Genomic DNA, 13,345 nt, shown 5'->3' with positions numbered 1-13,345 from the left:
AATCGCGTGGGGTGTTCTCAAGAGCGGCCGGGATTTCGATCCGACCATGCTGAGAGTAGGTCAAGCCTGCTTCCAGCAGGCTTGACCGCGAACATAGGATCTCGGCTCTACAAGGGCCTCATTCATGATCGGGCAGATTGCCTGTAACGCACCAGCCGAGCACGGCTCGGCTCTACACTTACGCTGCTTCGCGGGCTACCAGTGCATCAAAATAATCACGGGTCAGCTGGATCTGCGCGTCGGCGGTCTCCGCAGCGTTGACCACCGCACGGAAGGCGGCATTCTCCGGGCGATCCTTCGCATACCAGCCCAGATGCTTGCGGGCGATGCGCACACCCTGTGGCTCGCCGTAAAAGGCGTGCAGGTCGGTCAAATGGCCGAGCAGAATGTCGCGTACTTCTTCCACCGAGGGTGGCGGCAGTTCCTCGCCTGTAGCCAGGTAATGGGCTATCTCGCGGAAGATCCACGGCCGGCCCTGTGCGGCGCGGCCCACCATCACCGCATCGGCGCCAGTGAGCTTGAGCACCTGCTCGGCTTTGCGCGGTGAATCCACATCGCCATTGGCCAGCACTGGGATCTTCAGCATCGCCTTGATTGCGGCGATGGTCTCGTACTCGGCCACGCCGGTGTAATGCTGATCGCGGGTGCGGCCATGGATGGCCAGCGCGGCGATGCCGCTGTCTTCGGCGATACGGGCGATGGTCGGGGCGTTGCGCACTTCCGCGCACCAGCCAGTACGAATCTTCAGCGTGACCGGCACGTCGACCGCGTTGACTACTGATTCAAGAATGCGCGCGACCAAGGCTTCGTCGCGCATCAGCGCCGAACCCGCCCAGGCATTGCAGACCTTCTTGGCCGGGCAGCCCATGTTGATGTCGATGATCTGCGCGCCGTGGTCGACGTTGTAGCGCGCCGCCTCGGCCAATTGCTGTGGCTCGGTGCCGGCGATCTGCACGCTGATCGGTGCCGGTTCGCCGGCGTGGTCCATACGATGGATGGACTTGCGGGTGGTCCAGAAGCGCGGGTCGCTGATGGTCATTTCCGAGGCAGCCAGACCCGCACCCAGCCGTTTGCACAACTGGCGGAATGGCTTGTCGGTAACGCCGGCCATGGGCGCGAGCACCACGTTGGGTGCAATGGTGTAGGGGCCTATCTGCATGGGGGTATTGTAAGGCGGCGGGTCGCAACCCGCGCTGTGTGGAGATATGGGGATGTGGGAGCGGCGTAAGCCGCGAAGCTGGCAAAACCAGCAGCACCCTTTCCAAATCTCAGCTTGCCTGCGGCGAAGGGAGAGCGAATAAGTTGTGGGAGCGGCGTAAGTCGCGAAGCCACAGTGCCGACCGGCATCATCTGCTTCGCGGCTTACGCCGCTCCCACATCCCTTCACATCGGTTTCCGGTTGAACCCCGGCGCAGCATGGCTGCGCTCTACATGAGACCGATCAGACGTCGGCCGGCGTCATCCGCGGCATTGCCAGTGCGGCACCTTCGCTCTCGGTGGAACGGGCGGCGTACTGGTTGGCGAAACGCACATGCTTGATGAACGAAGATTCCGGTGCTGCTGCCAGCGAGGCGGCGAGCGCGCCGTTGAAGGCATCACCGGCACCGGTGGTGTCGACCACCTGTACCGACTCGGCCGGCACGCGGTAGTACGGCTGGCTGTCACTGCGCAGCTTGTCTTCATCGTGCGAGACAAATACGCCGACCGCACCCAGTGTCACCACCACAGTGTTGCCGGACAGCTTGCGGCACAGGGCGTGCAGGCTGGCGCCGTCCAGCGCTGCCACGTCATCGGCCTCGATGCGTTCGCCGACATGGCGGCTGAGCAGGGCGGCAAACTCGGTTTCGTTCGGGGTCAGCACGTCGGCCAGCTTGAGCAGGCTGATGGTGGATGGGGCATTGGCTGGCGCGGCGTTGAGCATGGTCAGTACGCCGGCCTCGCGGGCCTGCGCCAGCGCCGCTTCGATGGTTTCCACCGGCGACTCGAGCTGGGCCAGCAGGACCTTGGCGCTACCGATCAGGGTGGCGTTGGCGGCGACGAAGTCGGTGCTCAGCGAGGCATTGGCACCGGCGCCAATCACGATCGAGTTGCGGCCGCGGCCGTCGACGTAGATGCCAGCGGTACCGGTTGGTTCGGTGGTGGCTTCGGCCACCAGCGCGATGCCGTCGGCACTGGCCAACTGGCGGGCGAGGTCGCCGCCAGCGTCAGCACCGAGTGCGCAGACAAAGCTGGTGTCGGCACCGGCGCGGCGGGCGGCGACGGCCTGGTTGAAGCCCTTGCCGCCGGGACCTGTGCTGTAACGGCCAGCGATGGTCGCTCCAGGCGCGGGCAGGGTATCGCAGCGCCAGACGTGATCGACATTGAAGGAACCGGCAACGACTACAGAACTCATGGAATCTTTGTCTCTAAGGTGGCGATGAAACAGCAGCTGCGATGGCTTGGCCATCTGACTCGGCCGCTTTGCAGCGGCCGGGCCGGATCAGCTGGATTGAATCAACTGAAGTGGGTCAGCACGCCGGCAATGGTGGCGGTCATCAAGGTGGCAATGGTGCCGCCCAGGACTGCACGCAGGCCGAACTTTGCCAGATCCTGGCGACGGTCCGGGGCCAGCCCGCCAATGCCACCAATCTGGATGGCGATCGAGCTGAAGTTGGCGAAACCGCACAGGGCGTAGGTGGCGATCAGGCGGCCTTCTTCACTCAAGGTGGTGCCCGGAACGTTGCCTTGGATGATCTGCGACAGGTCCATGTAGGCGACAAATTCGTTGATCACGACCTTCTGGCCAATCAGCGAACCGACAGTGGTGGCGTCAGCCCACGGCGTGCCGATCACCCAGGCGATCGGAGCCAGCACGTAGCCGAAGATGGTAGCCAGATTGGTTGGCTTGCCGATGGCGGCGGCCAGGCCGGTGATGTCACCGATCCAGGTCAGCGGCGCGTTGAGCAGGGCGATCAGGGCGATGAAGGCCAGCAGCATCGCGCCGATATTCAGCGCAAGGCGCAGGCCGTCAGCGGCACCGCCAGCGGCGGCGTCGATGATGTTGGAAGAGGTCTTCTCCACTTCCATCTTGACCGTGCCGCGGGTCAGCGGGGTACCGGTTTCCGGTACCAGCAGCTTGGCGACGACCAGCGTGGCCGGCGCGGCCATGATCGAGGCGGCCAGCAGATGCTTGGCGTAGAAGGCCTGCGAGGCCGGATCGCCGCCGCCGAGCATGCCGACGTAAGCAGCCAACACGCCGCCAGCGATATGCGCCATGCCGCCGATCATCATGGTGATCAGCTCGGACTGGGTCATCTTGGAGATATACGGGCGCACGGTCAGCGGCGCTTCGGTCTGGCCGATGAAGACGCTGGCGCAGACGCTGGTGGTTTCCGCGCCGGACACGCGCATCACCTTGGTGATGGCCGCAGCCATGACCCGCACGATGGCCTGCATCACGCCCAGGTGGTACATCACGCCCATCAGCGCCGAGAAGAAGATGATGGTCGGCAGCACCTGGAAGGCGAAGATGAAGCCATATTTGGGGATGTCCATCAGGCTGCCGAAAATGAAGTTGGAACCTTCATTGACGAAGCTCAGGATCTTGACGAAGCCCTTGCCCAGCCAGTCGAACACGTCGCGACCACCCGGAACCAGCAGCACCAGCGCCGCAAAAGCGATCTGCAGGGTGATGCCGGTAGCAACCAGCTTCCAGTCAACGGCTTTCTTGTTATTGGAAAACAGCCAGGTGATGCCCAAAAGCACCGCCAGGCCGAACAGGCCGAAGCCGATTCTGCCCAAACCTTCGAACATGAGTAATCCCCGGGCGAGCCCGCAAAAGACGCAAGCCTAGAGCAGCGGCTGATGCCGGGCAAGAATATCTCCGGCATAAGCAGGCATTTGCTGGGATTGCGCCGGTATCGGCAAGGTCTGCGGACCTGCCAGATGCGCAGTCAGGGTTACACTGGCGGCCTGTCTGCGCGAATCCTGCGCACCGTCTTAAGTTGGAGCCAGCCATGCAATACCGTCGTCTCGGGTCGTCCGGCCTGCAGCTGTCCGCCTTGTCGTTTGGTGCCTGGGTAACCTTTGGCAGCCAGATCGGGCGCGACGAGTCGCGCAACCTGATCGCCGCGGCCTGGGACAACGGGGTCAACTTCTTCGACAACGCCGAGGGCTATGCCAAGGGTCGCGCGGAGGAGGTGATGGGCGATGTCATCGCCGACCTGCGGCTGCCGCGCGATGGCTATTGCGTGTCGTCCAAGGTGTTCTTCGGCTCGGCCGAGGAACCGGCACCGACCCAGCGCGGGCTGTCGCGCAAGCACGTCACCGATGCCTGCCACGCAGCGCTCAAGCGCCTGCGGGTGGACTATCTGGACCTGTATTACTGCCACCGCCCGGATGCGGAGACGCCGATCAGCGAAACCGTGCTGGCGATGGACACCCTGATCCGCCAGGGCAAGGTGCTGTACTGGGGTACCTCGGAGTGGTCTGGCGCGCAGATTGCCGATGCCGTGGCCTTCGCCCGCGCTCACAATCTGTACGCCCCGAGCATGGAGCAGCCGCAGTACAACCTGCTGCACCGCGCCCGTGTGGAGCAGGAATACGCACCGTTGTATGCCGATGCCGGTTTGGGCACCACGATCTGGTCGCCGCTGGCCTCGGGCCTGCTGACCGGCAAGTACAACGATGGGATTGCCGATGATTCGCGTCTGGGCCAGTCCTCGCTGGGCTGGCTGCAGGCATCGGTGCTGGGCGAGCCGGGCGATGATCGGCTGGGCAAGGTGCGGCGTTTCACTGCCTTGGCAGCGCAGCTGGGCGAATCGCCGGCGCAGCTGGCTATTGCCTGGTGTCTGCGCAACCCGCAGGTGTCCAGCGTGATCCTGGGTGCGAGCCGGGTGTCGCAGCTGGAAGAGAACCTGCGCGCGCTGGACGTGCTGGCGCGGGTGGAAGAGGGCGCCTGGCAGCAGATCGAGGCGATCTTCGCCTGAGAGCGCGGAAGTAGTGCCGAGCCATGCTCGGCAGCGCCTTGTCAGCAGGCTTTCAGTCCCGTGGTTGTCGGATTTGTGGGAGCGGCGTAAGCCGCCAAAACAGGGGGCCAACAGATTTCAGGCCGGCTGATGGTTTCAGCACTGCACGCTTCGCGGCTTACGCCGCTCCCACAAGCGGAGCGGGGTGCCCCGGTGGAGCCCTGCCCAACATGGCCTGGCACTACGGCCTTTCAGCCGGGACGGTGTGCCGGTAGAGCCTCTGCCGAGCATGGCTCGGCACTACAGGTGGAGCGAATAGCCTTGTCCGGCAGGGTTTGGCAGCGGATTGCGAAGTTGTTGTAAATAGTTCTTGCATCGTTATTGAGAATCATTATCATCAACTCCGTCCCCAGCACGGAATCATGATGATGTCGGCCCAGCCCGTTATGCTTCGCCCCCGCACCCTCCACCTGCCGCAGCGCCCGGTCCAGTTGTTGCCGGTCGATGGCGTTGTCGATAGCGGCGCCCTGCTCAAGGGCCAACGCGAGATCGTGATCCAGCATGGCGATAAGTTCTATCGCCTGCGGCACACCAGCAACGACAAGCTGATCCTCACCAAATAAGTCGCTGCACGGCCGCGTTCGCCACAGCCAGCGTTGGCGCGCTTGGCTTCCAGGAACGCACAGCTCTCTCCCCCCTTGACTGCAGTCTGGTTGCTCCGGCAACCGGGCTGTCTGTCAGGGGTTTTGTTCACTCCACGATTCCAGGCCTCCATGATCCGTCCAACTGTCTTGACTGCTGCCCTGTGGGCGGTGCTATCGCCCGCGCATGCAGAAAACGTGGCCTTGCCCGTCGCCCATGAATTCGACCGCGTCCAGGTCACCGCCACCCGTACCGAGCGTGCACTCAGTGATGTCGCTGCCACGGTTGACGTGATCGACCGCGAGCAGCTGGACAAGCAGTTGGCCAACGACATCGCCGACCTGGTGCGCTATGAGCCGGGCGTGTCGGTCACCCGCAGCGCGACCCGTTTCGGCCTGGGTGGCTTCCGCATCCGCGGCCTTGATGCCAACCGCGTGCTGATCCAGACCGACGGCATCGCCATGCCGAAGAGCTTCAGTATCGGCAGCTTCGCCAACAGCAACCGCAACTTCACCGATCTGGAAACGCTCAAGCGCGTGGAAATCGTGCGCGGCCCGGCCAGCTCGCTGTACGGCTCCGATGCACTCGGTGGCGTGGTGGCCTTCGTCACCAAGGACCCGGCGGACTACCTGAAGGATGGCAAGGACAGCCATGTCGGCCTGAAGTTTGGCTATGACGGTGAGTGGAAGGGCCTGCTGGCTGGTGCAACTGCTGCTTGGGGCGGTGAACATTGGAGCGGCATGGTCAACGTCAATCATCACCAGGGTCAGGAGACTGGCAACAAGGGTGATGTGCGCAGCATGGACTACACCCGCACCGCGCCGAATCCGCAGGAACGCGATGGCCGCAGCGTGCTGGCCAAGCTGGTCTATGCGCCGGATGAAAGCCAGCGCTTCCGCCTGACCGTTGAAGGCACCGAGGACAGTACCGATACCGACGTGTTTTCTGCGGTCAACAACAAGCACCCGGTAGCCGCATCGCGCACCACCACCGATATGACCGCGCACGACACCCAGAACCGCACGCGGCTGTCGTTCGCCCATGAAATGGATGCGCTGGACGCAGCCTTCGCCGACAGCATGAACTGGCAGATCTACCGCCAGAACAGCGAAACCAAGCAGGTCACCAACGAAGGCCGTACCAATGGCAGCCGCCGTCATCGCGCCTTCCATTTCGACCAACTGGTGTATGGCGCGCAGTTGCAGTTCAACAAGGCCTTGCAGACCGGTTCGGTCGAGCACGCGCTGACCTGGGGCTTCGATGGTGCGCAGACCGACATCCGCCAGAAGCGTGATGGCTACCAGGTGCTGGCCAACGGCACGATCAGCTCCAACATCTCGCCTGACAACTTCCCGGTGCGTGATTTCCCGATCAGCAAGACCACCGAACTCGGCCTCTACGTGCAGGATGAAATGCGCCTGGTCGATGGCCGCCTGTCGGTGGTGCCGGGCCTGCGCGTTGACCATTACCGGCTCAAGCCCGAACTGGACACGATCTTCAGGGAAGACAACCCGAACATGGCGGTGGCCTCGCTGACCAAGACCAGCGTGTCGCCGAAGCTGGGCGTGGTGTGGCGCTTCGATGATCAGTGGTCGGTGTTCGCCGGCTACGCGCATGGCTTCCGTTCGCCGCCGTACAACGATGTCAATCTTGGCTTCACCAATCTGACCTTTAATTACACCGCCATCCCCAATCCGGACCTGAAGCCGGAAACCAGCAATGGGGTGGAGCTGGGTGTGCGCTATGTCAGCCCGGTCGCTTACATGAGCGTCAGCGGCTACTGGAACGACTACCGCGACTTCATCGAATCGCAGCGCTATGTCGGCGTCAATGCACAGGGTCTGATGGTGTTCCAGTCGCAGAACATCGCTGATGCCCGCATCTATGGTGCCGAGCTGAAGGCTGGTGTCGATTTCGGCCAGGTCAGTGATGCGCTGAAGGGCTGGGGCCTGCGCAGCGCGGTGGCATGGGCGCATGGACAGAACCGTACCGCCGATACGCCGCTGGACTCGGTGGACCCACTGCGTGGCACTGTCGGCCTGATGTACGACCGCGACGATTGGGGCGTTGAACTGGCTGGCACCTTTGCCCGCCGCAAGGACCGCGTCGCCGTAGCCACGGCGTACCGCCCGGCCGGTTATGGGGTGATGGACCTGATGGCGCACTGGGAGTTCGCGCCGGGTGCCAAGTTCAACGTCGGCGTGTTCAACCTGACCGATCGCAACTACATCGACTGGTCCGGCATCACCTCGACGCTGGCTGGCAGCAGCACCGTGATCGATCGCTTCAGCAACCCGGGTCGCACCGTTTCGGCCAGCGTCTCGGTGTCCTGGTAAGCAACAACGTTAGCGGTTCCTCCAGGAGCCGGCGAAGGAGCGCATCGTGGCCACGGATGGCCATCCCTTCCATTCGCACAAGGAAAACCCATGAAACTGCTTTCCGCCAGCCTGCCGCTGCTGTTTTTCGTCAGCACCGCTGCCAGCGCCGCCACTGCCGATATCGCCCGTGACCACGACAGCATCCTGAAGATGCAGGGTGAGTACACGGTGGACTTCGCCTTCGATGAAACCGTGCTGCTCAAGCCCGGTTACGAACGTGCGTCGGCGATGCGCAGCGGTGGTGACGAAGTGGTGATCGTGGTTGAAGACACGCCGCAGCGTATCGTGCTGCAGCACCTGCTGGTGGACTCCAAGAGCGGCCACGTCACCAAGCACTGGCGCCAGGACTGGGTCTACGAAGCACCGCAGCGCTTTGAGTTCACCGCCGACCAGACCTGGACGGTGCGCGCCATTCCGACGGCGCAGAATCAAGGTGCATGGACGCAGTGTGTCTACGAAGTCAGCGACGCACCGCGCTACTGCGGTACCGGGCGCTGGAGCTACAACAACAATGTGCCGACCTGGACCAGTGACCTGAGCTGGCGGCCGTTGCCACGTCGCGAATACACCAAGCGCAGCGACTACAACGCGCTGGCGGTGGTGAATCAGCACACGCTTACCCCGAACGGCTGGACCCACGAACAGTTCAACACCAAGGTGCAGCGCAATGCGGACGGCAGTCAGGTAGAGATCGCGCGCGAGTTCGGTTTCAACGACTACATCAAGACCACCGAAGTGGACTTCAAGCCTGCACGCGATTACTGGGCTGCCACTGCACCGTTCTGGGCGCAGGTGCGCCAGCGCTGGGATGGCTTCCTCGGCAAGGCACCGGGCGTGCACCTGAAGACCAAGCTTGATGGCATGGCGATGATCATGCCGCTGTTCCAGCAGGCCGAGGAAATCCAGGGTGGCTCGGCGCTGGATACAGGCAAGATCGATGCGGTGTTTGCCAAATATGTGGAAGCGGCCAAGTAAGTTGGCCGTGCCGGGCTTTTTTGATCTTGTGGGAGCGGCATCAGCCGCGAAGCTACTGCAACATCAAGGGCCAAAAGCTGACCTCTCCCCAGCCCTCCCCTTGGCTTCGCCAAGGAGAGGGAGCAGAGCAGGGCCGCTCCCTTGCCTTCGGCGCAAGAGCGGCTGTACGGTTGTAGGAGCGGCTTCAGCCGCGAAGCTGATGGTCCATCAGGTCACAGGTATGGCTGCGATTGGATTGACGCCAGCTTCGCGGCTGACGCCGCTCCAACATCCATCAGGCCTACATGCTCTGGGCTTATTCCTTGAACATCAGCAGGGCGGCCAGCAGGATCAAGGCGAACGCAGCCCAATGATTCCACTTCAGTGGTTGCCCCAGGTAGGTGGCGGAAAACACCGCGAACACCACCAAGGTAATCACTTCCTGCATGCCCTTGAGCTGCGGCGCCGAATACACCGCGCTGCCCATGCGGTTGCCCGGCACCTGCAGGCAGTACTCGAAAAAGGCGATGCCCCAGCTGACCAGGATCACCGTCATCAACGGGGCGGTCTTGAACTTCAGATGGCCATACCATGCGATGGTCATGAATACGTTGCTGGCAACCAGCAACAGTACCGGGTAGAGATAGGCAGTAAAGGACGGGGCGGCCATATCCAGTTTCATCAAGGTGGGTCGATAGCATAGGGCGCGGATGGGCAAACCCTTGTCTGCGTTGAATAAGTTTCAGGTGATACCAAAGATGTGCAAAGGCGTCTTCACGCGAAATCCACCAGGAGTGCGGCATCTTTCACAAAGCTGAAGACTAAGGAGGCTCCATGCGACAGACCAAGGAATCATCCGGACTTGTATTGGTTGTCGAAGACAACCGCAATATCTCCGAGATGATTGGCGAATATCTGGAAGGCAAGGGTTTCGAAGTGGACTACGCAGCCGATGGCCTGGACGGCTACCGGTTGGCCGCTGAGAACAGTTACGACGTAGTGGTGCTCGATCTGATGCTGCCGCGCTTGGACGGCATCGAGGTGTGCCGCCGCCTGCGTAACGAAGCACGCAAGTCCACGCCGGTGCTGATGCTGACCGCACGCGACACGCTGGACGACAAGCTCACCGGGCTTGGTTATGGCGCTGATGACTACCTGACCAAACCGTTCGCGATCCAGGAGCTGGAAGCACGCCTGCGTGCGCTGATTCGCCGCGAGCGCCGCCAGGTGGGTGCTGAAGTGCTGAAGGTCGCAGATCTGGTGCTGGACCCGGTCAGCATGCGTGCTACCCGTGCCGGCAGCGAGCTGCAACTGTCGCCGATCGGCCTGCGCCTGCTCACCATCCTGATGCGCGAATCACCGCGTGTGGTGACCCGCCAGGAGATCGAGCGCGAGATATGGGGCAATGGCCTGCCTGATTCGGATACTTTGCGCAGCCATCTGTACAACCTGCGCAAGATCATCGACAAGCCGTTTGACCGTCCCTTGCTGCATACCGTGCAGAGTGCGGGTTACCGGATTGCCGACATCGGTCAGTCCATGGGCTGATCTGCAGGGGGCGTGTACTGGCACCTGTGTTTTGAAGAACCGCCGCAGAACATGAGTCGCGGCGGTTTTTTCATGTCAGGTAATTCTGCGGCGGCGCCAGTCCAGTCCCTATAATCACGCCGGCTTCGAGGGGGGCGCATGTCGTACGGGTTACCGCGGAAGATCAGAATGGCATTCATCCTGCAGGCGCTGCTGGCAAGCCTGGCAGTGTTGCTTGGTGGCTATCTGATGGCGCTGGTGGTCAAGTACGGCCTGATCAATGCAGTCCTGCAGAGCGAGGCGCAGTACTACTGGCAGCAGAGCGCGCAGGTGCCGGATATGGCCCCGCCCAATACGCTGCGCATCCGTGGCTATCTGCAGCCTGCCGGGCAGCCGGACGCTGCAGTGCCCGGGCAGCTGCGCCCACTGGCACCGGGGTTCCATGAGCTGGAGTCTTCCGATCAGCTGGTGCTGGTGGACCAGCACCCGGAGGGGCGGCTGTATCTGGTGTTCCAGCGTTCGCCCGCGTACCGCGCGGCCGTATGGGCGGGGGTGTTGTTGATCCTGCTGGCCATCCACGCGGCGTCGTGGCTGACCTATCGGGCCTCATCGCAGCTGGTGGCGCCGGTGAGCTGGCTGGCTCGAAGGGTATCGCTGTGGGATCCGCGCCACCCCGATGCCAATGAGCTGGCGCCGGAGCGCTTGCCGCCTGAGGTGCAAGGCGAGACCAGGCAATTGGCGCTGGCCCTGCATGACATGGCGGGCAAGGTTGCCGATCACGTGGCACGTGAGCGCAACTTCACCCGTGATGCCAGCCATGAGCTGCGTACGCCGCTGACCGTCATCCGCATGGCCAGCGACATGGCCTTGGCCGATTCCGGGCTGACCCCGCGCCTGCAGCGTAGCCTGCAGCGCATCCAGCGTGCCGGCCGCGACATGGAGGCGGTGATCGATGCCTTCCTGCTGCTGGCCCGCGAGGTGGATGTGGAGCCGCAGTCGGAGCTGTTCGATGTCGGTGAAGTGGTGCGCTACGAGGCCGCCAACGTTGAAGAGCTGTTGCAGGGCAAGCCGGTGCAGCTGCGGGTGCTGGTGGAAGGCAGCCAGATGCTGATGGCACCGCCGCGGGTGATGCACGTGGTAGTGGCCAATCTGCTCCGCAATGCCTGCCTGTACACCGACGTTGGCGAGGTCGAGGTGCGGGTGATGCCGGGCCAGGTGGTCGTTCGCGATACCGGTATCGGGATGAGCAGTGAGGCGCTGGCGCGGATCTTCGAGCCCTTCTACCGCGCCGACGGCGGTCGTCAGCTGGGCGTCGGCCTGGGCCTGCCGATCGTGCGCCGCCTGTGTGAGCGCTGCGGCTGGCGTATCGAGCTGGACAGTCGTGAAGGGCAGGGCACCACTGCGACCCTGCTGTATCGCTGAGGTGGGGTTCTGCGTCGCCGCCGGTAAGCAATGGCCAGATGTGGCAAAATTGGCGGCTATTCTCACGCTACCGGTGTCATTCCCATGAGCAGTTGTTCAGCCTGCAAGGTGTTGGTCGGCCGCGCTGCGGCAGCTGGCAAGGTGTCGCATGGCTGACCAGATCGGGCATATGCCGCGTGGCCCGGGGCGCATCCTCAAGGCCGCCAAGTGGTCCTGGCAGGGGCTTTGCGCCGCTTGGATGCATGAGTCCTCGTTCCGGTTGGAAGTCTGTCTGTTCGTGGTGCTGGCACCGCTGGCGTTCTGGTTGGGCCAGAGCCCGGTGGAGCAGGTCTTGATGATCGGCTCGATGTTGCTGGTGATCGCCATGGAGTTGGCCAACTCGGCCATCGAGGCGGTGATCGAGCGCTACGGCCCGGAGTACCACGTGCTGGCTGGCCGCGCCAAGGACATGGGCTCGGCGGCGGTCTTCGTGCTGATGATGAACGTGCTGCTGTGCTGGGGCCTGATTCTGCTGCCGCGCATTTTTTGACAAGTCAGCCGCCGGGTGGCGCTGACGCATTGGTTTTATTGAAGGATTGTTCGCATGTCTCTTGAGTTTCTAGCCGATCCGAACGTATGGGTCACCCTGTTCATGCTCAGCGCACTGGAAATCGTGCTCGGCATCGACAACCTGGTATTCATCTCCATCGCGGTCGGGCGCCTGCCCGAAGAGAAGCGCCCGCTGGCACGTCGCGTCGGTATCGCGGTGGCCTGCATCACCCGCATCCTGCTGCTGATCTCGCTGGCTTACCTGGCACACATGGAGCAGAACCTGTTCAACGTGGCCGGCATGGGTATCTCCATCCGCGACCTCGTACTGATCGTGGGTGGCCTGTTCCTGCTCTACAAGGGCGGCAAGGAAATCCGTGAGCTGGTTACCGGTGGCGAAGACGAAGACCCGACCACGACCAAGGTGGCCTCGTCGTTCGGCATGGTGATCGCACAGATCGCGGTGATCGACATCGTGTTCTCACTGGACTCGGTGATCACCGCCGTCGGCATCGCCTCGCACGTCCCGGTGATGGTCTGTGCGGTGCTGTTGTCGGTAGCTGTGATGCTGCTGGCGGCCAACCCGCTGGGCCGTTTCATCGATGCCAATCCGACCGTGAAGCTGCTGGCGCTGGCCTTCATCCTGATGGTGGGTGCGGTACTGGTGCTGGATGGTCTGGACGTGCACGTGCCCAAGCCCTACATCTATGCGGCGATGGGTTTCTCGATCCTGGTGGAGTGGCTGAATCTGCTGATGCGCCGCAACGCCAAGGCCCACCACGTGCCGGGTTCGGACAACTGGTAAGCGTTAGATCGGCCGGCATCCCCGGCCGAGAACCTGACCTGAAAGGGCCGGCATTGCCGGCCCTTTGTCTTTTTTGTAGGAGCGGCGGGGGCCCCCCCCCGCGGGGCCCCCGTTGTTGGGGGGGGGGGGCCACCCCCAAGGAT

Annotated in this window: 12 protein-coding genes; 8 read left to right on the top strand and 4 right to left on the bottom strand. The window is 63.0% G+C overall.

The features are described from left to right. Nucleotides 1–178: 178 nt before the first annotated feature. From dusB to ACVOK8_RS18170, 3 genes are all read right to left on the bottom strand, one after another. Complete coding sequence (dusB, locus tag ACVOK8_RS18180; protein WP_481568049.1) at nucleotides 179–1,159, bottom strand: tRNA dihydrouridine synthase DusB; 981 nt, start codon at nucleotides 1,157–1,159, stop codon at nucleotides 179–181. 282 nt (nucleotides 1,160–1,441) lie between these two features. Further along, entirely contained in the window at nucleotides 1,442–2,392 is a 951-nt protein-coding gene (locus tag ACVOK8_RS18175) for a ribokinase (protein ID WP_481568048.1), read from the bottom strand. Nucleotides 2,393–2,493: 101 nt separating this feature from the next. Beyond that, a complete protein-coding gene (locus ACVOK8_RS18170) occupies nucleotides 2,494–3,792 on the bottom strand; it encodes a NupC/NupG family nucleoside CNT transporter (RefSeq protein WP_481568047.1) in 1,299 nt (432 codons plus the stop codon). A 203-nt stretch (nucleotides 3,793–3,995) separates the two neighbouring features. On the opposite strand from ACVOK8_RS18170, the gene ACVOK8_RS18165 reads away from it, so the two are divergent. The 4 genes from ACVOK8_RS18165 to ACVOK8_RS18150 all read left to right on the top strand — a co-directional run bounded on the left by ACVOK8_RS18165 (nucleotide 3,996) and on the right by ACVOK8_RS18150 (nucleotide 8,941). After that, the gene (locus ACVOK8_RS18165; protein ID WP_481568046.1) at nucleotides 3,996–4,967 is read left to right on the top strand and encodes a potassium channel beta subunit family protein; all 972 of its coding nucleotides are present in this window, start codon (nucleotides 3,996–3,998) and stop codon (nucleotides 4,965–4,967) included. 407 nt (nucleotides 4,968–5,374) lie between these two features. Next, nucleotides 5,375–5,569 (top strand): hemin uptake protein HemP, encoded by a 195-nt coding sequence (gene hemP, locus ACVOK8_RS18160; protein WP_282273037.1) that lies wholly within the window; start codon nucleotides 5,375–5,377, stop codon nucleotides 5,567–5,569. 150 nt (nucleotides 5,570–5,719) lie between these two features. Continuing rightward, nucleotides 5,720–7,924, top strand: coding sequence for a TonB-dependent hemoglobin/transferrin/lactoferrin family receptor (locus ACVOK8_RS18155; protein ID WP_481568045.1), 2,205 nt, complete (start codon nucleotides 5,720–5,722; stop codon nucleotides 7,922–7,924). Nucleotides 7,925–8,014: 90 nt separating this feature from the next. Beyond that, on the top strand, nucleotides 8,015–8,941 hold the full coding sequence (locus ACVOK8_RS18150; RefSeq protein ID WP_481568044.1) for a DUF6607 family protein: 927 nt from the start codon (nucleotides 8,015–8,017) through the stop codon (nucleotides 8,939–8,941). A gap of 295 nt (nucleotides 8,942–9,236) precedes the next feature. Here ACVOK8_RS18150 and ACVOK8_RS18145 read toward each other — a convergent pair whose 3' ends face one another. Further along, entirely contained in the window at nucleotides 9,237–9,590 is a 354-nt protein-coding gene (locus tag ACVOK8_RS18145; RefSeq protein WP_282273039.1) for a DMT family protein, read from the bottom strand. Nucleotides 9,591–9,754: 164 nt separating this feature from the next. On the opposite strand from ACVOK8_RS18145, the gene ACVOK8_RS18140 reads away from it, so the two are divergent. The 4 genes from ACVOK8_RS18140 to ACVOK8_RS18125 all read left to right on the top strand — a co-directional run bounded on the left by ACVOK8_RS18140 (nucleotide 9,755) and on the right by ACVOK8_RS18125 (nucleotide 13,202). After that, nucleotides 9,755–10,468 (top strand): response regulator transcription factor, encoded by a 714-nt coding sequence (locus tag ACVOK8_RS18140; RefSeq protein WP_057630720.1) that lies wholly within the window; start codon nucleotides 9,755–9,757, stop codon nucleotides 10,466–10,468. Between the two features lie 138 nt (nucleotides 10,469–10,606). After that, entirely contained in the window at nucleotides 10,607–11,869 is a 1,263-nt protein-coding gene (locus ACVOK8_RS18135) for a sensor histidine kinase (protein ID WP_481568043.1), read from the top strand. Between the two features lie 148 nt (nucleotides 11,870–12,017). Next, nucleotides 12,018–12,398 carry a diacylglycerol kinase gene (locus ACVOK8_RS18130; RefSeq protein ID WP_481568042.1) on the top strand — a complete coding sequence of 127 codons (381 nt, stop codon included), beginning with the start codon at nucleotides 12,018–12,020 and terminating at the stop codon, nucleotides 12,396–12,398. Between the two features lie 54 nt (nucleotides 12,399–12,452). After that, nucleotides 12,453–13,202 (top strand): TerC family protein, encoded by a 750-nt coding sequence (locus tag ACVOK8_RS18125; protein ID WP_481568041.1) that lies wholly within the window; start codon nucleotides 12,453–12,455, stop codon nucleotides 13,200–13,202. Nucleotides 13,203–13,345: the final 143 nt, after the last annotated feature.

Source organism: Stenotrophomonas sp. STEN083 (assembly GCF_056759195.1).
The sequence above is the reverse complement of the archived record's forward strand: the minus strand, read 5'-3'. Positions and strand labels throughout refer to the sequence as shown.

Coding starts and splice junctions, on each gene's coding strand:
- ACVOK8_RS18150 (WP_481568044.1), top strand. CDS start 8,015: ATGAAACTGCTTTCCGCCAGCCTGCCGCTGCTGTTTTTCGTCAGCACC.
- ACVOK8_RS18170 (WP_481568047.1), bottom strand. CDS start 3,792: ATGTTCGAAGGTTTGGGCAGAATCGGCTTCGGCCTGTTCGGCCTGGCG.
- ACVOK8_RS18155 (WP_481568045.1), top strand. CDS start 5,720: ATGATCCGTCCAACTGTCTTGACTGCTGCCCTGTGGGCGGTGCTATCG.
- ACVOK8_RS18125 (WP_481568041.1), top strand. CDS start 12,453: ATGTCTCTTGAGTTTCTAGCCGATCCGAACGTATGGGTCACCCTGTTC.
- ACVOK8_RS18140 (WP_057630720.1), top strand. CDS start 9,755: ATGCGACAGACCAAGGAATCATCCGGACTTGTATTGGTTGTCGAAGAC.
- ACVOK8_RS18130 (WP_481568042.1), top strand. CDS start 12,018: ATGGCTGACCAGATCGGGCATATGCCGCGTGGCCCGGGGCGCATCCTC.
- ACVOK8_RS18165 (WP_481568046.1), top strand. CDS start 3,996: ATGCAATACCGTCGTCTCGGGTCGTCCGGCCTGCAGCTGTCCGCCTTG.
- ACVOK8_RS18145 (WP_282273039.1), bottom strand. CDS start 9,590: ATGGCCGCCCCGTCCTTTACTGCCTATCTCTACCCGGTACTGTTGCTG.
- dusB (WP_481568049.1), bottom strand. CDS start 1,159: ATGCAGATAGGCCCCTACACCATTGCACCCAACGTGGTGCTCGCGCCC.
- ACVOK8_RS18135 (WP_481568043.1), top strand. CDS start 10,607: ATGTCGTACGGGTTACCGCGGAAGATCAGAATGGCATTCATCCTGCAG.
- hemP (WP_282273037.1), top strand. CDS start 5,375: ATGTCGGCCCAGCCCGTTATGCTTCGCCCCCGCACCCTCCACCTGCCG.
- ACVOK8_RS18175 (WP_481568048.1), bottom strand. CDS start 2,392: ATGAGTTCTGTAGTCGTTGCCGGTTCCTTCAATGTCGATCACGTCTGG.